Genomic DNA, 18,543 nt, shown 5'->3' with positions numbered 1-18,543 from the left:
AAGGGCTTCGCTTCTAGAATAGCCGCCGGACGCTTAATTGAAGAAGCTGAGCGCTTTGAAGCCCAAGATCCCTTGACCGTGAGCAGTCCTCCTCCAGGAAGAAACCGGTTGCACGTAACAAGATGCAAGTTACAGGGATAGAAGAGAGAAAGGCTCACTCGTCGACGGAGAACTTTATCTCACTGCGAACAGCGGCTCTTATGGCTCATCATTACCTAGATGATCTCTATATGGCTCTCAAACATTTCGTTCCTTATTTCAAGGATCGTTATTATCGTCAAACAAAAAACTGCTTCGCAATCTCTACACTTTTGATCTAAATTCCCACTTGATGGGGGCCCTCTCGCTATGGGGTGTGTGCTCTCATGAAAACAGGGACTGACCGGTTCCTTTGATCTATACCGTTTTTCACCCCTTTTGTACTGTCAGTAACGATACCGTAAAGGATCTGCTTCCTCTTCCTGCTCTTGGTAGTCCCGAATATGGTTTTTCTCGAATTGAAGCCTGCCGATCTTGATTTTCAAACCTCTGAACTCTACGCGCGCTCGGAATCTTACCCCTCTAGATATACTTAATTCGGCATCTAGCCTCTTCGTTGAATTCAGAAAACGCTGACCATTGAAGGCTCGGGCGGCTTTGCAGCGACAGCAGACATCTGAGCTTCATGGGCTTGCTCGCCCGGTCCCACCACAACCTAGAAGATATAAGATACATAAGGCCTTATTTCGAAAATCGGTTTGTCATAACCACCGTTCTTCTTGAAATAACCTCCGAAATAAATCGAGAAATCGCTTCCGAAAGTGAAGTCCCTGTAAGGAATCATTATGTTAAGTTTCATGATATTTGCATTTACGGTCTCACCGACGGGGCCACTCCAATCTTCCGGATTAGTAAACTGACCGGGGTCGTCTTCAGGTTCTTCCATGTTCAAGTATGGTGTCTTAAGAGTAACCTCTCCCTGTTTGAAATGATCATAAACGAAGGAGATCGAAAGCCCGTTAGTCATTATCGCACTTGCCATAAGAGAAAAACCTTTCAGATCAGGGCCATATTTGAAGCCGAGCGGATAGTCCGTGAAATCCCTGCTTCCGGGAAGTTCGGATTTTGTGTAGATTCTGTTTGTAAATGTGAGAAGCGGCTGCCAGCGATTGTACATCCACGTGTCTGTATGATAGAGCTCCACAGAGGCAAGAAGCAACGTTCCCTTTATATCCGTCGCGTATCTAAGACCCCCACCATAAGCCAGGGCCGTTGGTTTGCCACGCGCTCCGGCCTCTGTCGAACCGAACGAAACGTCATCGATGGCGATTTCCCCGTAGACCTCGATTCCCTTAAACGGCGCTAGAGAAAAATCGAGCGAAGCCATGACGTTGGAGAAATCTTCACCGTAAGTATTGTGGAAGATGATGAATGGGTTGGCATCGTTCAGATCGGGGTGCTTCCCACCGACAACATTGATCTCGCCTACCCCGACCCTTCCCCAGCTTGCAAACTGAACATCGAACCGATGCCCGATGATCGTCTTCGCTCCTTCAGTGTATGGTCTTCTTTGATTGAGATCCCACACCTTTCCCTGCTTTATCCATTCTTCATCGTTCAGGAGAGAAGTCGGGGTAATGACCAGAAAAGAATACGTGAACCGGCCGTTTTTCCAGAGGGGAGTAGTATATGAAGAAGAGATATTATCGTAATAAGATGACGCATCGCTTATTGCAAGCCCATTTCTCATCGGACCCCAGGCAAGTTTATATCTACCTAGAGAAGCGTAGAAGCTTTCATTTGCGTAGGTTACATAGCCGAAAGTAGGCCAGCTCATATCGAGCGCCTCGATTTTTCCTTCAAAAAGCTCCACTGGAAAATTCATGTAGGGCTTCGAATCAAAATTATCGCCGTGACTGATGTAACTCCGATAGTCTTTTGGAATATCGAGATTTATATACCCTGTGATATGGTCGGATACTTCGCTTTCAAAACCCAGTACAAGCCAGGGCTTAAGAGTATCATAACGGTATCTCAAGTAAAGTGGAACCACGGATTTTAGCCAGCCCTTCTCCTTGAAAGGCTCGAAATTGTGGATGAGGAACTGTGGAGTAACTCTCAAGTGGATTTCTGTTCCTGGAGAAGTCTTCACAACGGGCTGCTTAAGCTGGACTGAAGCAAAACCCTCAGGAATCCCTGTATTAGGTGTAAAGAGCGTCTTTCCTTCAATCAAGTTTCTGCCCAAAAATAAGTCATATTGATCTGTACCCTTGAATATCAACGTACCCTGGCTTGCAAGAATTGCCATCGACAACACCATGAAAAACAGCAAAACAATCTTCTTCATGGAATTACCTCCCTAAAATAGTGAAAAACCTTTGATGAAACCCACGTTAATCCAGAAATCAATGTGATCGGCGAAAATTACTTTACCGCCAGCAAAAAGCGCTGTATCTGGGCAGTATGCGAAGAAACAAGTCAAAGACAGAATCAGAGATCTGTTGATCGGGTTCTTTGGACCGTACCAGTTCTGGTCAAAAGGTGGCTCATAAGGAGAATCGATATTGGCTGAGCCAGTTCTGAGAAGCTCCGCCTTGACGCTAAGAGATATATTCTGACTCTCGTACTCGATGCCGACAAGGCTCAACGTTGAGTCAGGTCCAAAAGGAAATCCAAAAAAACCAGTGATAACTGGCCAAGAATCAAGATGCAAGACATTGAACCGGTATTGATAAGTGAACTTGCCGATGCTTATACCCCTATTGTAGAGATAGGTGGTTGCGTGGTAGTGTTCCATCCGCACTCTAAGTCCGCCGCTATTCAGAAGTGTTTGATCTCTGACTTCGTTCTCCGCTTCAGTGAATCTCAGTCCGGAATAGGGCAAGCCATCAGATATTTTCCATGAAAAACCTGCAAGCCAACCAAAGGCCGTGGGATTTGAATTAGGACTCTCCGTCGAAAGTCTGAAATCATCAAGTGTAAACTCACCGTAGGCAATAGCGCGGTCAATCTTAACCTCTGCCGCTATGGTTGCAGTTACGTTTGAATGATCCTGATAGGTATGATGATAGATTAGAAAAGGCCCAATATCCTGCAGATCAGGATAGACACCGTAAACGAGATTTTCTTCGCCAAAAGTGACCTTGAGATTGTCGTTCATATATCCGAACCGGTGACCAAGAAGTGTCTTGGGTCCCCCGCTAACTGTTCTGTCGGAAGATATAACAAAGAAATTATAAAGATACTCTCCTGATTTGGCTTTTCCATTCAACTCAATCCACAGGTGATCAAAATACGGCGGAGTATTTGAGAGAACAAAACTGTAAGTAGAACCACCAAGACTCAGTTTTCGCCTGCCCAAAGAGATCAGCGAATTCTCATCTCTTCTCTCGAAGTAACCGAGCCTGGGAAAATTCATGTCTACCGAAGGAAGGAAATTTGTCGTCGACAGCGGGAGATTCGAGAACCAGTTGCCCATCAAGTAATCGGAAAACTCCTGTCTCAGATCCATATTCAAATACAGCCTTGACTTCCCCAGGGAAATCTGCATGCCGCCCGAGAAGATTGCAGGAACACTCAAATAGCGATTAAGGTCTTCCAGGCTTGGCTTGTAGCTGTTGCTGACTGCAGGAAAGCTGTTAAACGACAGTGATGGTGACAGAATCACATGAAGTCCAGTGCTCCCAAGAGCCAATAGTGGTATGATAAGCATCAAAAGCAGCGCACGTTTTTTCGACAAGAGATTCACCCCCACTAGAATTCTACACCAGGAGGTTTGATATTCAGTGCGTGTTTCTCTTTTTAGAGCCTCTTCCAGCATCCGTGAGATCTTTACAGAAATATTCATATATTCAAATCTCAGCATCACCGCTCTCTTTAGTCAGCTTTTTTACAGCAAAGGCTTTTCTGCAATAGAGATCGGGATTCTGATGGCCGTCACTCCTACCCTCTCAATTATTGCAAATCCTTTTTGGTTCAGGCAATCAAGCAGGACAGGCGGACCAACTGTCATGGGAATGGTCTCTATTGTCTCGGCAGTCTCTGTCTGGGCAGTTTTCTTCTCACCAACCTTTGAAACTTCATTGATCGCAATGTGTTTCTTCTCATTCTTTGTTGTGAGCATAATACCTATCGCTGAGTCTGTGGTCGTTCCTTCTTTGAGAAACAAAGGCAAACGCTTTGATCGCGTGAGATTGTTCGGAACGGTTGGCTATTCCTTTACCGCCCTTATCTCGGGAATAGTATTGAAGTACGGATTTGTCTTTTTCTTCATAATGGCCACAGTGTCATTTTCTACAGTAGCCTTGGTTAGTAGAGCCTATCCGACTGGCCGGAAGCTAAAAAGGACAGATGAAGAGACCGATCGTTCTTCTTTGCCACTTCAGTTTTACCTGCTTGTACTTGCCGGTGTCGCATCCATTACTATTGGAGCCTTCGGATCAACTTTTCTGCCTGTTTTGACTAGTGAAAGGGGCTTCAGTGTTTCCTCAGCAGGGTTCGCATTTTCGTTGATGGCTTTTTCGGAAGTTCCCTTCCTTTTCTTCGCAGAAAATTTGGTTGAGAGACTGGGTAACACGCGCCTTCTTGTGATAGGAATCTTTGCAACTGGTCTTCGATGGTTTTTGACATCTATGGCGACTTCTTTTCCCATCTTTCTTCTTCTTCAAATGCTTCACGGCATAAACTACATCGTAGTCTATTACTCTGTCATGAATTACATTCACACTAGATTTGAAGCCAGCAAAGTCACCAGGGCGCTCACAATCTACTGGATGTCGACTACCGGACTGAGCTATCTTCTTGGCTCCGTACTTGGCGGGGTGCTCATTCGTACATTTGGGATTGTAAGAGTGTACAACGCTACAGGAATAACCGGTATGGCGATTGCCATCTTCTTCTCGTTGATATTTGCAGCGTTTCACAAACGAACTGCCTTCACAAAGCGTTAACTCTAATGCCGATAAATACGGTATACTTAAAATACATAATTTCGATTGAGGGTGATACAGTGAAAGGGAAGAACCGCATAAAGCAAACAATGATAGATATCTCTATGGACATAGACGCCTATCTTGAGAAGGACCCGACAGCTTCAGGTAAATGGCACATAATTCTCTTCTCTGCGGGTTTTCACGGCCTCTTGCTATACAGGATTTCTACCCTTTTCAGGAAAAACAAGCTTGGTTTCCTCGCCAGAGGCTTACATTACGTTTCAAGGATACTTTATTCAATGGACATTCACCCTTCAGCTCGAATAGAAGGCGGCGTTGTAATTGATCATGGTGTGGGCGTTGTTATAGGCTCGACAGCTTCAGTGGGAACTGGAACGCTGATATATCAAGGAGTTACTTTAGGCTCAAAGAACGTGATGAAGGGAAAGCGTCACCCGGATATTGGCCGAAATGTTGTACTTGGGGCGGGGGCGAAGATTCTTGGCCCGATATATGTGGGAGACAATTCTAAAGTCGGAGCGAACAGCGTGGTGCTTGAACACGTCCCTCAAGACTCTCTTGTTACCGGGATACCGGGGAGAGTCCATAGGATATCTGAAAGACTGGGATCACGACAATGAAAACTGTTGATTCTTTAATAGGTAACACCCCGATCATTAGGCTTCGATCTCTCGGAGATGCTTCATCGATAATGCTTAAAATTGAGAAAAATAATCCCGGAGGAAGCATAAAGGATAGAACGGTGCTTGGAATGATTCTTGAAGCCGAGAGAAGTGGCGCTCTCAAAAACGGGATGACCATAGTGGAGCCAACTAGTGGCAACACGGGAATAGCCATCGCAATGCTTTCCGCTTCTAGAGGTTACGGGTCGGTTATCTTTATGCCCGAATCGGCAAGTATTGAAAGAGTTAAGCTTATGGAAGCCTTTGGTGCAAAAGTGATAAGAACTCTCGCTGATAAAGGAATATCCGGTTCATATGATGAAGCTAGAGCCTTTATCGCGAGAAACCCTGATTCGTTTATGCTTGATCAGTTCAGTAATGAAGCTAATCCCTTTTTTCACTTCTCTACTACCGGTCCTGAGATTTTTCGGCAGGTCAACCGAGAGCTTGACGCTTTCATTTGCGGCATGGGAACGGGAGGAACAGTGACCGGGATTGGACGCTTTCTCAAGAAGGAAGCTCAACGTATTCATATTGCCGGCATTGAACCTGCAGGTTCGCCCTTCATTTCGCAGGGTAGATCTGGCTCTCACAAAATTCAAGGGATCGGCCCCGGTTTCAGACCGAAGGTCCTCGACCTATCAGTGCTGGACGAAGTAATAACAGTTGAGGACGAAGAAGCTCTCTCTATGATGAAATGGCTTCACAGAAAAGAGGGGTTGATGGTCGGAATATCGTCCGGAGCCAACGTTGCCGGCGCTCTCAAACTCGCCGACAAGGGCTTTCGAAGAATCGCAACCGTTGCTCCGGACACTTATGAAAGATACCTAAGTCTGACCTAGAAGTATCGATCCTATGGGCAATCGTGCGTATAGTTTGCTACTAGATTCACCGGACAATCCATTTTGACAACGATTACTTCCCCACACACTATCCCATAAGTCTCGTTAAGATCCCAGTCTCTGAAAGTGTACCCCTCGATTTTCGGAGCGGTAACAACAACTGTGGCCCCTTCATCATGCCACCCTTCACCAGGTATTTCTTGTTCATATCGGGCAGATGTCGCAATATTCAAGTAATAGGTCACTGAAAATCTTGCAGTTAATTTCAAAGAATGATCCATGAGGATTTCTCTATGTGGTGAAGTCTCCCCGTCGTCCCACTCGATAAAGCTGACCCTAATATCATCTCCGATAGGCTTTCTATAATCAAACTCTTGAAGTTCATCTATTTCAACTACTAGAGTCTGATCCCTTTCAGCAACATAATCCAATGGAATGTTCAGGTCTTGACCATCAATAGAAACCTTGGGCGAAACTATCAATTCCTTGTCGGAGACAATTCCCAGAATCACAGGCGGGATTACGGTGGTGAATTCCCATATAGGGCCCTCTGTATCGTCTTCGCCGTCTGAAGCAACTATCTTCCAGTAGTAGTGGGCTCCCTCCTCAAGGTGAACCGGTGTATAAGTCTCTCCGGAAACTCCTGAAGCAACAAGGACAGTGTTCGCAGTCTTACCGAGATAGACATCGTACAACAAAGAATCCCCATCAAGGTCTTCGCATGACCAGCTAAGTGAAGTGTTTGTCGGGACACTTGTTTCGGCCATTTTGGGGACAGGATCGAATGGTGTGCTAGGTGGTCTATTGACATCAATTACGGTTATCTCGAAGCTTCCTGAAGAAGACGCTCCTTCTGAATCGCTTACAGCGATCTCAACATCATAAGTTCCTGAACTCTCGTAATCGGCAGCGAAGACGTATTGAATGCCTTCAATAATTCCCACACCGGTGATTAAGACGAAGGTAATCTCATCCCCATCGGGATCAAATGCATAATCAAGAAGGTCCAGAGAAAGGGTCTCGTTCTCTTTGATTATGAAATCAGGAATGACTATTTCGGGAGGCTGATTCGAGTCAAACACTGTGACCAGAAAAGTGCAGCTCCCCTGTCCCCCTTTGCCGTCCGACACCCGAACTTCTACCTGGTACACTCCAACTTGCATTTCTCTTGCATCAAAAAACAGTTCTGTTCCTATTATCTGCCCAAACTGGCCTACTAGCTCATAAGTAAGAGAGTCACCGTCGGGGTCTGTCGATAATTCACTCAAGTCTATGGCCATTTCCTCGCCGACTGAAATCCGAAGATCGCTGATTTCTATAGAAGGAGCTCTATTGTTATCTATAACCGTCACCTTGAACCTTCTGAAATCTGAATCACTACCGTTACTTGCTTGTAGTTTTACCCAGTACTCTCCAGCTTCATCATAACCGGGAGCGTAAAGGTAATAACTTCCCTTGATCTCGCCAACTCCTTCCAAAACCTGGAAATTCAGATCTTCGGCGTTCCCTGACAAAATGTAACTGGCCAGCAATAATTCAAGAGTTTCTCCCTCAGTGACAACCTGAGGATCTATCTGCTTCAGTAATCTAGCTCTGGGAACCAGACATGAAGAAGAAACCATCAGAACGATTAACAAACAAAGAGTGATTCTCAGAATGTTTTTAAGACCCATTTCAAACCTCCGACTTATTGTGCTTTGAGAACCAGCAGAGCTCCTGTGTTCTTTCCTGTCTGCCAGTCTTCCTGAAGCAAAACAGCGATTTCCTTCCCGTTGAAAACAATATCTACCGGATAGCCATCTAACTCTACATATTCTATCGTATTTCCTTTGCTATCCAAAATCTCAAGTGTTCCGGTAATGGTCTCAAGAACGTAAATTCTTTCCCCGCTGTGAAAGACTTTTATCGGGCCACAACCTAATAGATCATAATACTCCGTCCGGTAACTTGAAAGTTCCACAGTCATTATCTGGTCTTCGCCGGTCAGAGCAACCCATATCTTTCCATTATGGACTATCGGGAAATTCGGATACCGGCCAAGGTAGACTGTGTGTATTTCGCTGAAATCAGTTTTGGAAAGGATCTTTAGACTCTCCTCAACGTAGGAGATAAGAAAGAGCCTGTCGCCTTCGAGATGTATGTATGAAGGTCTCTTGCCGATATTCACTTCCTTTACCAGATTTCCCCATTCATCGAATACCAGCAGCCCCTTTTCGGTTTCATGAGACCGGGTTAACATATTGTAATTGTGAAAAAGCGAGATGAAGAAATGCTCTGAATCCTCTGTCACAGAGAGTCCAATCACCGGAAGTTTGTGCCTCTTGATTATCTCTCTCTTAGCAATATCCAGTACCAGGAACTCATAATCATTTGTGAGTATTCCGATTTTTCCATCTATGAACGATCCCGTAATCAGTCTGCTTGATGTTGGAATCTCATCGATCTTCTTCCATCTACTCGGATGTAAAGAAGCATCCACGACAACCAGCCTACCGCTGTAGAATCCAAAGCAGTACAGCTTTCCATCTCTATAGATGAGATCATTAATTCCGTCATTTCTCATAGTATCGAAAATCGTAATGGGCCTGAAACTGGCGTCGAAAACAACTAGTTCAGAGTCGCCTTTCACAAGAGTAACGTAGTACGTTCCGCTGCTGTTTTCGACCTCAACAATTCTCGAGGGCATAACTCCAAGTGGATATCTTTGCCCGAAAGTGATCGTTCCGAACACATTACCTTTAAGAATCAATATGAAAAGAAGAAAAAGCATTATTGATCTTTTCAAGGGCGCTTCACCACATATACCAGAAGATCTTCTTTGAAACTCGACGCGATATTGAAATCATGGGTGTAAACATCGATCTTGTTACCCCTTATAGAACTACCGGTGTCCTCAACAACAAAGAATCCCTTGTTCGGAGAGGACGAGAAAAACGGAATATAGACAATCGAGCCAAGAGGAATTACGCTGGGATCGGCGGCAACCGTTCGATATCCCTTCACGAAATCCCCACTTGCAGTCATTTTGAAAGAAGGCGATGTAGGATTCTTTGCATCATCCCACTCAGTGTACATTGTAACCTCAAAAGTCCCCACATTATCGAAGATTATATCGGCTGGATTCACAGGGACATCTGCCTTCCAGAATTCAAAGTGGAGATTTCCCTTTGCATCTGATGCCAATCCAATGGTGTCTCCAACCCTTACAAAATCACCCTTGATAACCGTTCGGCTTCCCAGGCGTGCATAGACAGTCTTAAGGTTGTTCCCATGATCGACAACAACCATCTCACCGTAAAGATCGTTTACTCGCTCCGAGAGAATAACTTTACCGGGAAGAAAGGCGGTTATCCTGGAATTCGGCGGGACGGTCAGATCCATTCCCGGGTTGGCATAGCCGTAATCATAGCTTCCGAAGTTCGATTCAATTGAATCAACGAGAAAGTCAACCCCAAGACTCAAGCCGAAATGAGTAGCGATTGATGCCTTGGCCATAAGATTATCCAGTGAGAGAGGTATCTTTATCTCATCCCCTCGGAATATTAGGTCCCAGTTCTTGACCTGAGGATTCATTTCCTTCAGCTGATCTACTGTGACACCGTAAGCCTGTGCAATGTTCCACAGACTGTCGCCCGATTTGACTATGTATGACACGTAAGACATTGGTTCTATGGTCTCGTAAGCTGCCGCGCCAAGTCTGCTGCGAATATCGGAAATCTCTCCAAGAAAGGTGGTCATTGTCACATAATCCCTCTGTTCAGGCTGTTCCTGTTGCTCAATAGCCTCTAGATTGACCGCAAGCTCGCGTGTCCTGGAGTCCATTTCCTCAATCCTCAATACCAGTTCGTTGAAAACCTCTGCATCTATAACGGCCGATCCAACAGTCTCTTCAAGTTCTGCAAGCCTCCTTGCAATCGAATCATATCTTGCGCTATCGATGGCTGAAGTATCCGCTCTTGCTGCAAGCTGCTCGATCTTTCGCACGAGTTCTTCGTATTTCCCGTCATCTCGCTCAGGCTCCTGTTGAACAACAACAACTTCAGTGTTCTTTATCTCTTCTATTCTTCTGAGGAGCTCTTCGAATTTCGCCTCATCAATTGAGCTGTCGTAGCTACCCACTTCGGAGATTCTCTGGACGAGCTCTGTGTATCTTGAAGAGTTCAGAGATTCTAGGGCCTGGACTTTTCTGTTAAGATCGTCGATCTCCCGCGTCATTATGTTGGTTTCTACCGAGCTGGTCAATACTCCGTCGATCTTGTCATAGAGCGTCTTAACGATTGCTGCAGACGAGGCGGAGTCTATAACCGATTCAGCAAGCATATTCTTTATTATCTGAAGTTCTGCTCTCAGCGCTTCAAGCTCATCATAGCCTGTATAGGTGGGCTCTATTGCTTGAACAAAGTTTATGCGAAAGGCAAGCTCCTGTACAGCATCTTCAAGCTCAACTATCTTCCTTTGACTAAGAGCAATAGAGTCAATCTTCTCTTCAATAGCATCCATCTTTGCAAGAAAATCATCTCTAGTAATGAACGGAGAGTTACACCCCGTGAAGAGCACGAAAACAGGTATAAGAAGAGTAAGAAGGGTAACCTTTTTCAACTGAATCAACCCCCTCCCGCGGGAATGGTAATAAACTCAAGAGGCAGAAAAGTCATGTCAATCTCCCTGCCCTTGAAAAACTCCTTCAAGAGACCCAGACCGGATACAAGATAATCGTAATCGCCCAACACCTCAATAACTATTGGCGTAATTTGAGTTGGCTCACCATCTATTATAACAGTTGCCCCAACGCAGCGTACGTATGTATATGGTAATACTCTCTTCCCATTTAACGAAATCTTCGTAGCTCTCAAAGCGTATATTTCGTTCAAAATCATAAGGATATCGCTGTCATGGATAATGCTACTTCCTTTGAAGCCAGATTCAATTCTTATTCGAACGCCTTTTCCAACCTCTTCCTCGTAAAATACACTCCGAGGACTGTTAGAGACAACTGTTCCCGAAACGGCGTTTTTGACATCAACCATACTGGATTCTACAAGCGTCTTGAGCTCTTCCACCTGCCACTCAAGAGAGACAATCTTTCCTCTTATTCCCTCTATCTGGGTCGAGTAGTCTACAGTCTCTCTTCTGTCCAGTGAAGCGAGCTGATTCCGAATGTTTTGCATATCATTTGAGAGATTTGTCAATGAGTCCAGAACTGAAGAACTGCTAACTGCAGCCGAGACAGAGTTCAGGCTCGTAATTATCCCCTGAAAATCAGTGATTATCTTCGAAAGATCCTGTCTCACTTCAAACGAAGAGAGGGAGTCGAGATTCATGTTGAGCTGGGAAACTCTTTCAGACATAGTTTGAAGTTTGTTCTCTATTTCCTTTGTGCTGAGACTCGAAACCATTTCGTCGCCAAACTGCCTGAGAAAGTAGATGTTCAAGAAAGCACCCAAAGCCACAATAATAATGAAGATAACAAAGAGAACCCAGATTCCTTTCAAGTCTTTCACTCCAAAACAAAAGCGGCGGCAACTCCGGCCGCCGCAGAGTCTACGACACTATTTTACCTTTTCCTTCAGTTCCTTTCCAGGTACGAATTTAGGAACTTTTCCGCCCGGTATCGTAATGGGCTTCTTGGTTCTCGGATTGACACCCTTTCTGTCCTTCCTTGTAGCTACCATAAATGTGCCAAAACCAACGAGTCTCACAACATCACCTTTAGACAGTGTCTTCTCGATGATCTCGATCACTGTGTCAAGGGTCTTTCCAGCATCTTTCTTAGTAACACCCGTTTTCTCAGCGATTTCAGCGATGAGTTCTTTTTTGTTCATACTGTTCCCCCCTTCGCATGAGATGTCGCTATTATTCTACCACTCAGAGCCCAAATTACCAAACTCCTTATAGAGGGCGATTCTAGCCTTCATCGGGAAGAAATCGGCCCTGAGAGTGCTGATTCTGCTTCAGGCTCGCGATTTGGCCTTCAAAGCTGTTAAGCCGTCGTCAGGCTGGTGAATTGAGTGTATAATTGTTAGTGGAGGTGGTTCTATATGAGGAAACTCGTTATTACAGTTTTTGTGCTGTCTCTAGCCCTCGTGTCTTTTGGCATCAATTACATGAATCCAGTTGGTCCTACTCTAATTCCGATTGCTGAATTACTCTCCTCGGATATCTCTAATGAAATCCCGGGTCTCGAAATCAATTTGTGGAGAAGCGTCGACGAAGCGATTTCAATGCTGGTTACAGGGAGGGCACAGATAAGCCTTCTTCCCGTAACCGTTGGAGTTAAGCTGGCAGCTTCTGGAGTAGATATTAAGCTCGCGGCAGTGAGCATGTGGAATGGCTTCTATTTCTTATCTACAGAGAAGTCGATAGATGATATAAAAGACCTGGTAGGAACGGTGATCTACACCTTGCAGGCACCCGGTCAGACAGCAGACACCATTCTTCGCGGCGCCCTTGAGTCCCGTGGATATGAAGTCGGAAGAGACGTGTCGATAGTCTACGTAGGCGGCGCCGAGGCTGTGCAGCTTCTTGCGAGCGGAAAAGCCAAGCTCATACTTGTACCTGAACCGTTTGCTTCTCTTGCCGAGGCTCGTGTTCAGAGTGTAATAAGGTCCATGCCGATTGAAGATCTATGGGAAAGCTTCAACGATAGGAGAATCAACATTCCTACATCGGGGATATTCGTAAGCGGTTCTCTCGATAGAAGTGTTGTCGAATCATTTCTTCTCCTTTACCAGCAGTCCATGAGCCTGTCGCTCGCTAATAGGGAGAAGACTGCAGAGATAGTGTCAGAAAAAATGGGTGGCTTCCCCATTCCTGTACTGCAAAAGGCAATGGATACAGCAGGCTTTCTATTTGCAGACTCCGAGAAAGCCAGGGAAGAAACAACGATATATATTGAAAAGCTGCGGGAACTCGATCAGGAACTGACGGGTGATATTGATCTAGATGCTCTCTTCTTCTAGAAGAAAACAGCTTGCGCCAATTCTCTCGGTAGGTTTTCTTCTACTGGTGTGGTTTGTCGCATCTCTGCTGGTTTCAAGCAACCTTCTATTGCCTGGTCCAGGCGAAACAATAGCGGAATTCACGAAAATACTCTCAAGCGCTAGAGGCTGGTCGAATATTGCCGAAACATGCTCAAAGGCTTTTATTGGGCTTTTTCTCGCGCTGGGGATGGCCATGGTGACCGGGTTTCTTATGGGTCTGATCGATGTATTGTATAAATTGCTCAGACCGTTGGTAGTGATTCTCCAGTCTATTCCTATCGTATCCTGGCTTGCTCTGGCGATCTTCTGGTGGGGGGTAGGGTTCTCTTCTCCAGTATATATTGTATTGCTTACGTTATTTCCTATCTTCACAATCAATATTGCAGAGGGAGTCAGAAACGTAGACAAGAAGTTGGTAGAGATGGCAAAAGTTTACAGGCTCTCCAGGAAGGTTGTTCTCAGGAAGATCTATCTTTCCTCTGCCTTTCCCTTCATAGTGTCGTCAATGAGAGTGGGGGTTGGAATCATGTGGAAATCAGTCGCAGTAGCTGAGTTCATGGTTGGGGCATCCGGTATAGGAAGAGCAATGTCCGATGCGAAGTACTCAATAAACACTACCAGAGTCTTCGCTTACACTCTGATCCTTGTGATTCTCGGCATACTTACCGAGAAGCTTCTAGATCTGCTAATAGGAAGGAGTGCCCGCTATGCACTTAAGAATTAGAGACCTGCATAAGCAGTTTGACGGGGAGAAGATAATAGATGGTTTCAGCTACTCTATAGACGGTGATTTCTTCCTAACGATCCTCGGCAGCTCCGGCTGCGGTAAAACCACACTACTGAGAATCATCGGCGGTATCCTGAAGCCCGATAGCGGAACTGTTGAACTTGACAGCAAACGCTTGGGATTTGTATTCCAGGACGATAGGTTAATCCCGTGGTTGACGGCTGCCCAGAATATATCCATTGTCTCACCTGGGTGCGACCCGGTTGAGTTTCTCTCATTTGTTGGACTGAAGAAGCATAAGAGCAAGTATCCTTCTCAGCTAAGCGGCGGGATGCGCAGGAGAGTCAATATAGCGAGGGCGTTAGCCTTCAACCCTGATATCATTCTTTTGGACGAGCCGTTCAGTTCTCTAGATGTTGTAATTAAGGACAGGCTGATGGAAGACATCCAGAAAATCTGGATGAGGCGGGGAATCAGTGTGATAATGGTTACACATGATCCTGCGGAAGCAGCGAGGCTCTCGACAGACATAATAATCATACAGGACAAACTTTCGAAGACTGATTCTATAGATCTCGGCAGTCCGGAAGAGAGAACAATGGACGAAATCGATCGAATAGCTCGGAGCCTGTTATCTAGAATGAAGGAATCTTCTTCATTTGTTCAATGAAACGTGAGTAAATTGAAATAGCTATGATGTAGTATTTGCTGGCACAGAGGTGATTGAAATGGCGAAAATCCATGAGTTAATCGTTGATCTGAACAGCTTCGAATTCAAGAAGACGATAGATGTCGTTCTGGACCCTGATTTCACAGAAGAGATAAAACTGACAAGCGCTGCAGAGACCCACATTGAATTGTATAAAGATAAGGATTCGATCATTGTAACAGGTTCGGTGAAAACAATCCTCGAAGAGAACTGCGCAAGGTGTTTGAAAGAAGTCTCAATCCCGATTGAAGGAACAATTGAAGCCACCTACGTCCTTCAAGACAGTGTTGTTTTTGAAGAAGACCGCACAAGCGCCGACCTGGATAATGTTCTGAGGCTTGAGGGAGATCTGCTGGACTTGTCAGAACGCGTTATTGAGGCTATAATTGTTGAGGTTCCTCAGAAGGTTCTGTGCAAAAGAGACTGTGCAGGTCTGTGTCCGTATTGTGGAGCAAACCTTAACGATGAGCAAAACCATTCGTGCCAGAAGAGGGAAGAGATTCAGGATGAATGGCATAAGGCTATTTCCGACCTGAGAGAGAAATTGAAGAGTTAGATATAGGAGGGATTAGAGTGGCCGTTCCAAAGCAAAAGCGAAGCAGGAGCAGAACCCGCTTGAAGCGCGCAAAGACATATAGTGCGATCAAAGTGGCTGTTTCTACATGTCCAAACTGTGGCGAACCAAAACAGCCACACAGAGTGTGCCTGCACTGTGGCTATTATGGAGGAAGACAGATTCTTGAGATTGGTGAGTAACAGATGCAAGGCGTAAGAATTGCCCTCGATGCTTTTGGTGGAGATAATGCTCCCGAAGTTAACATAGACGGTGCTTTTCTTGCTATCGAAGAGTTTCACGATCTTGAGATAGTTCTGGTAGGAAAAGAAGAAAGTCTCAAGCCTTTGCTGAAAGAGACGCCTGAAAGCTCAAGAATTCGAATAGTTGATGCTGGAGAGGTTTTTCCGATGTCGGAGAAGCCCTCTCTTTTGTTAAGAAAAAAGGAGACCTCTCTTTACAAAGCCGCACAGCAGGTGAAAGACGGAAAGGTCGATGCTCTTGTTTCTGCAGGGAATACGGGTGGGGTTCTTGCCGCCGCACTTTTTGTTGTGGGAAGAATAAAAGGCGTTGATCGAGGCGCTATCGCCGTTCTAGCTCCCTCCAAGAATGGATTCACCATACTGGTCGATGCCGGGGCAAACTCCGAAGTCAGGTCAGAGCACCTGCGCGACTTCGGCACAATGGGCTATGAATACGCGAAGCTTCTCGGAAGAACCAACCCGAAGGTTGGGCTGCTTAATGTTGGTGAAGAGCAAGAGAAAGGTACTGAACTCACTAAGCAGGCATTTGACTATCTGAAAGCTGAACTTGGCGATGATTTTGTTGGGAATGTTGAAGGCAGTGATATCAACTACGGAGATGTAGATGTAGTTGTCTGCAGCGGATTCGACGGCAACATAGCTATGAAGTCGATGGAAGGAGCGGGAAAGCTGATTTCAGCAACGCTTAAGAAAGAAATCAAGAGGAGCGGTCTTTTCGGACTGATCGGTGCTCTCTTTCTCAAACGTGCGCTGGGACGGCTGAAAAGAGCTATGGACCCGAGTGAGTACGGAGGTGCTTTCATCCTTGGTGTTAAAGGGGCCGTTGTGAAGGCCCACGGCAATTCTAATGCCCTCGCCATAAAGAACGCAATTCGAGTTGCTTACCAGGGAGTCAAGGGCGATCTAGTTAAGAGCCTCGAAATGAAGATTGGAGAAAAGTAGTATGTGCGGCATTGTTGGAATGGTTGGAGAAGACCTCACAATAAGAAAACTTGTAGATGCCCTGAAGAAGCTCGAATATAGAGGCTACGACTCCGCAGGAGTTGCCGTGAACGGTCGAGAAGGTCTAAGAGTAACGAAGGCCGTTGGAAGGATTTCCGCTCTCGAAAAGGTTCTTGGAGAAGAGCTGGATTCGAACGTTGTTCAGGGAATTGCCCACACCAGATGGGCAACTCATGGAGGGCCTTCCGATTTCAATGCACATCCTCATACCGATTGCACGGGAAAGATAGCGGTTGTGCACAATGGTATTATCGAGAATTTCGACGTTCTGCGAATAGATCTAGAAAAGAAGGGCCACATTTTCAAATCGATGACCGACACAGAGGTAATAGCCCATCTCATTGAAGACCATTATTCCGGTGACATTGTTTCAGCCGTAAGGCATACTTTGGTGGATCTTGAAGGTGCGTATGCGATTGGCGTTGTTCATCAGGACCATCCCGACGTGATCGTAGCAGCTCGCAAAGGGAGTCCCCTTGTCGTAGGATCTACTGGCGAAAGCGGCTATCTTGCCTCAGACGTTACGCCTCTATTGAAGCATATTAGAGACGTCTACTTCATCGATGATGGAGAACTTGCCGTAATTCGTCCAGGCAGTGTAAGTATATCCAGATTGGACGGCACATCTGTTAGAAAATCATCAACAAGGATAACCTGGGGCGAGGACTCGGCTGAAAAGGGCGGCTATGATCATTTCATGCTCAAAGAGATATTCGAAGAGCCACAGACTCTTAGAAATGCTCTCATGTCCAGAATCAAGGATGGAGCTCCCAGTTTCAAAGAGATTGATCATCTGAAAGAAGAGATCGCGAAGGCTAGATCGATAACTGTACTGGCTTGCGGAACAAGTTACCACGCAGGATTAGTCTTCCAGAGATTCATACAGGACTATTCTGGAATTCGGATAGAAGTTGAAGTGGCTTCAGAATTTCGTTACAGAAGATTGCCGGAAGGATTCAGTGACCTTGTCATAGCTATTTCCCAATCAGGTGAGACGGCAGATACTCTTGAGGGGATTCGTAAGGCGAAGAGACTTGGAACCAGAATCATATCTCTTACAAATGTTGTTGGGTCCACAATTTCGAGAGAGAGCGACGCAGTGATTTATATAAATGCCGGTCCGGAGATAGGTGTGGCAGCCACCAAAACTTACGTCGCACAGGTTGCAGTCCTGGTTCTTCTGGGAGCCGGCATCTCCAGCATCATAGGTCAAAGCAGTTCAGATATCGCAAAGATTGTTAATGAGCTGGAAGGGATGCCCACGGTTTTTGAGAATACACTCCCAGCCGCTAACGAACAGTGTAAAAGACTGGCAGCGGAATACTCCGATTTCAAACATTTCATGTACATGGGCAGAGGGTATAGCTATGCAACTGCCCTGGAAGGCGCCTTGAAGCTCAAAGAGATCAGTTATATTCACGCAAGCGGTTATCAAGCCGGAGAGCTTAAGCATGGCCCTATAGCTTTACTGGATAAGGACTTTCCGGTCTTTGCTATAGTTCCTGAGGATGAATTGAAGTCGAAGATGATTTCCAACATAATGGAGACCAGAGCTCGAGATGCAAAGGTTCTGGCTATCTGTTCAGAGAACGACAAAGAAGTCTCAAAGACCGTTAATAGCCGTATCGAGGTTCCTCGTGTTCTCGATCCCCTATATCCGCTGGTGATGTCACCTTATCTGCAGCTCTTCGCATACTACATCGCGGTTAAGAGAGGGCTAGATCCAGACAAACCGAGAAACCTGGCTAAGAGCGTCACTGTTGAATAGATAAGTATCAAGATCGATTTTGGCGCGGTTTTGGAAGTGATTTTGCATGGATCGTTTTCTGAAGGGTTTTTGCGGAGTACGTTGAACTGTCAACAGATGACCATAA

General features: G+C 45.6%; 17 protein-coding genes. 10 read left to right on the top strand and 7 right to left on the bottom strand.

Features of this window, described 5'->3' with window-relative positions:
• Positions 1-694 precede the first annotated feature (694 nt).
• Together V512_RS03455 and V512_RS03450 are read right to left on the bottom strand one after the other, a co-directional pair.
• Positions 695-2,326: a capsule assembly Wzi family protein gene (locus V512_RS03455; protein WP_099829071.1), complete on the bottom strand. Its 1,632-nt coding sequence runs from the start codon at positions 2,324-2,326 to the stop codon at positions 695-697.
• A 12-nt stretch (positions 2,327-2,338) separates the two neighbouring features.
• Positions 2,339-3,718, bottom strand: coding sequence for a hypothetical protein (locus tag V512_RS03450; protein WP_243392235.1), 1,380 nt, complete (start codon positions 3,716-3,718; stop codon positions 2,339-2,341).
• A gap of 46 nt (positions 3,719-3,764) precedes the next feature.
• On the opposite strand from V512_RS03450, the gene V512_RS03445 reads away from it, so the two are divergent.
• From V512_RS03445 to cysK, 3 genes are read left to right on the top strand one after another with little or no spacing between them, the layout of a single operon-like run.
• Positions 3,765-4,928 carry an MFS transporter gene (locus tag V512_RS03445; RefSeq protein WP_099829070.1) on the top strand — a complete coding sequence of 388 codons (1,164 nt, stop codon included), beginning with the start codon at positions 3,765-3,767 and terminating at the stop codon, positions 4,926-4,928.
• A 59-nt stretch (positions 4,929-4,987) separates the two neighbouring features.
• Positions 4,988-5,551 carry a serine O-acetyltransferase EpsC gene (gene epsC, locus V512_RS03440; RefSeq protein ID WP_243392234.1) on the top strand — a complete coding sequence of 188 codons (564 nt, stop codon included), beginning with the start codon at positions 4,988-4,990 and terminating at the stop codon, positions 5,549-5,551.
• Positions 5,548-6,435, top strand: a complete 888-nt coding sequence (cysK, locus tag V512_RS03435; RefSeq protein ID WP_099829069.1) for a cysteine synthase A — start codon at positions 5,548-5,550, stop codon at positions 6,433-6,435. Before epsC ends, cysK begins: the two co-directional genes overlap by 4 nt.
• An 11-nt stretch (positions 6,436-6,446) precedes the next feature.
• On the opposite strand, the gene V512_RS03430 is transcribed toward cysK, so the two are convergent.
• The 5 genes from V512_RS03430 to V512_RS03410 are packed head-to-tail and all read right to left on the bottom strand — an operon-like array spanning position 6,447 to position 12,257.
• A complete protein-coding gene (locus V512_RS03430; protein ID WP_099829068.1) occupies positions 6,447-8,108 on the bottom strand; it encodes a hypothetical protein in 1,662 nt (553 codons plus the stop codon).
• Between the two features lie 14 nt (positions 8,109-8,122).
• Positions 8,123-9,220, bottom strand: coding sequence for a hypothetical protein (locus V512_RS03425; protein ID WP_099829067.1), 1,098 nt, complete (start codon positions 9,218-9,220; stop codon positions 8,123-8,125).
• On the bottom strand, positions 9,217-11,034 hold the full coding sequence (locus tag V512_RS03420) for a peptidoglycan DD-metalloendopeptidase family protein (protein ID WP_243392233.1): 1,818 nt from the start codon (positions 11,032-11,034) through the stop codon (positions 9,217-9,219). The genes V512_RS03425 and V512_RS03420 overlap by 4 nt, the downstream gene beginning before the upstream one ends.
• Positions 11,035-11,039: 5 nt before the next feature.
• A complete protein-coding gene (locus V512_RS03415; protein WP_099829065.1) occupies positions 11,040-11,936 on the bottom strand; it encodes a DUF881 domain-containing protein in 897 nt (298 codons plus the stop codon).
• Between the two features lie 48 nt (positions 11,937-11,984).
• Entirely contained in the window at positions 11,985-12,257 is a 273-nt protein-coding gene (locus V512_RS03410; RefSeq protein ID WP_099829064.1) for an HU family DNA-binding protein, read from the bottom strand.
• A 216-nt stretch (positions 12,258-12,473) separates the two neighbouring features.
• Here V512_RS03410 and V512_RS03405 point away from each other — a divergent pair, with 216 nt between their 5' ends.
• The 7 genes from V512_RS03405 to glmS are packed head-to-tail and all read left to right on the top strand — an operon-like array spanning position 12,474 to position 18,437.
• Positions 12,474-13,394, top strand: coding sequence for an ABC transporter substrate-binding protein (locus V512_RS03405; protein WP_099829063.1), 921 nt, complete (start codon positions 12,474-12,476; stop codon positions 13,392-13,394).
• Positions 13,378-14,139: an ABC transporter permease gene (locus tag V512_RS03400; RefSeq protein ID WP_099829062.1), complete on the top strand. Its 762-nt coding sequence runs from the start codon at positions 13,378-13,380 to the stop codon at positions 14,137-14,139. The genes V512_RS03405 and V512_RS03400 overlap by 17 nt, the downstream gene beginning before the upstream one ends.
• Positions 14,123-14,812, top strand: coding sequence for an ABC transporter ATP-binding protein (locus tag V512_RS03395; protein WP_099829061.1), 690 nt, complete (start codon positions 14,123-14,125; stop codon positions 14,810-14,812). Before V512_RS03400 ends, V512_RS03395 begins: the two co-directional genes overlap by 17 nt.
• 58 nt (positions 14,813-14,870) lie before the next feature.
• Entirely contained in the window at positions 14,871-15,407 is a 537-nt protein-coding gene (locus tag V512_RS03390) for a DUF177 domain-containing protein (RefSeq protein WP_099829060.1), read from the top strand.
• 17 nt (positions 15,408-15,424) lie between these two features.
• A complete protein-coding gene (gene rpmF, locus V512_RS03385; protein WP_099829059.1) occupies positions 15,425-15,607 on the top strand; it encodes a 50S ribosomal protein L32 in 183 nt (60 codons plus the stop codon).
• A 3-nt stretch (positions 15,608-15,610) separates the two neighbouring features.
• Positions 15,611-16,609 carry a phosphate acyltransferase PlsX gene (gene plsX / locus V512_RS03380; protein ID WP_099829058.1) on the top strand — a complete coding sequence of 333 codons (999 nt, stop codon included), beginning with the start codon at positions 15,611-15,613 and terminating at the stop codon, positions 16,607-16,609.
• Between the two features lies 1 nt (position 16,610).
• Positions 16,611-18,437: a glutamine--fructose-6-phosphate transaminase (isomerizing) gene (gene glmS / locus V512_RS03375; protein ID WP_099829057.1), complete on the top strand. Its 1,827-nt coding sequence runs from the start codon at positions 16,611-16,613 to the stop codon at positions 18,435-18,437.
• Positions 18,438-18,543: the final 106 nt, after the last annotated feature.

Origin of the sequence: Mesotoga sp. Brook.08.105.5.1 (assembly GCF_002752635.1) — a bacterium.
Lineage (GTDB): Bacteria > Thermotogota > Thermotogae > Petrotogales > Kosmotogaceae > Mesotoga.
This window is presented reverse-complemented; position numbering and strand designations above follow the sequence as displayed.

Coding starts and splice junctions, on each gene's coding strand:
- V512_RS03410 (WP_099829064.1), bottom strand. CDS start 12,257: ATGAACAAAAAAGAACTCATCGCTGAAATCGCTGAGAAAACGGGTGTT.
- plsX (WP_099829058.1), top strand. CDS start 15,611: ATGCAAGGCGTAAGAATTGCCCTCGATGCTTTTGGTGGAGATAATGCT.
- V512_RS03395 (WP_099829061.1), top strand. CDS start 14,123: ATGCACTTAAGAATTAGAGACCTGCATAAGCAGTTTGACGGGGAGAAG.
- glmS (WP_099829057.1), top strand. CDS start 16,611: ATGTGCGGCATTGTTGGAATGGTTGGAGAAGACCTCACAATAAGAAAA.
- V512_RS03400 (WP_099829062.1), top strand. CDS start 13,378: ATGCTCTCTTCTTCTAGAAGAAAACAGCTTGCGCCAATTCTCTCGGTA.
- cysK (WP_099829069.1), top strand. CDS start 5,548: ATGAAAACTGTTGATTCTTTAATAGGTAACACCCCGATCATTAGGCTT.
- V512_RS03430 (WP_099829068.1), bottom strand. CDS start 8,108: ATGGGTCTTAAAAACATTCTGAGAATCACTCTTTGTTTGTTAATCGTT.
- V512_RS03455 (WP_099829071.1), bottom strand. CDS start 2,326: ATGAAGAAGATTGTTTTGCTGTTTTTCATGGTGTTGTCGATGGCAATT.
- V512_RS03390 (WP_099829060.1), top strand. CDS start 14,871: ATGGCGAAAATCCATGAGTTAATCGTTGATCTGAACAGCTTCGAATTC.
- V512_RS03405 (WP_099829063.1), top strand. CDS start 12,474: ATGAGGAAACTCGTTATTACAGTTTTTGTGCTGTCTCTAGCCCTCGTG.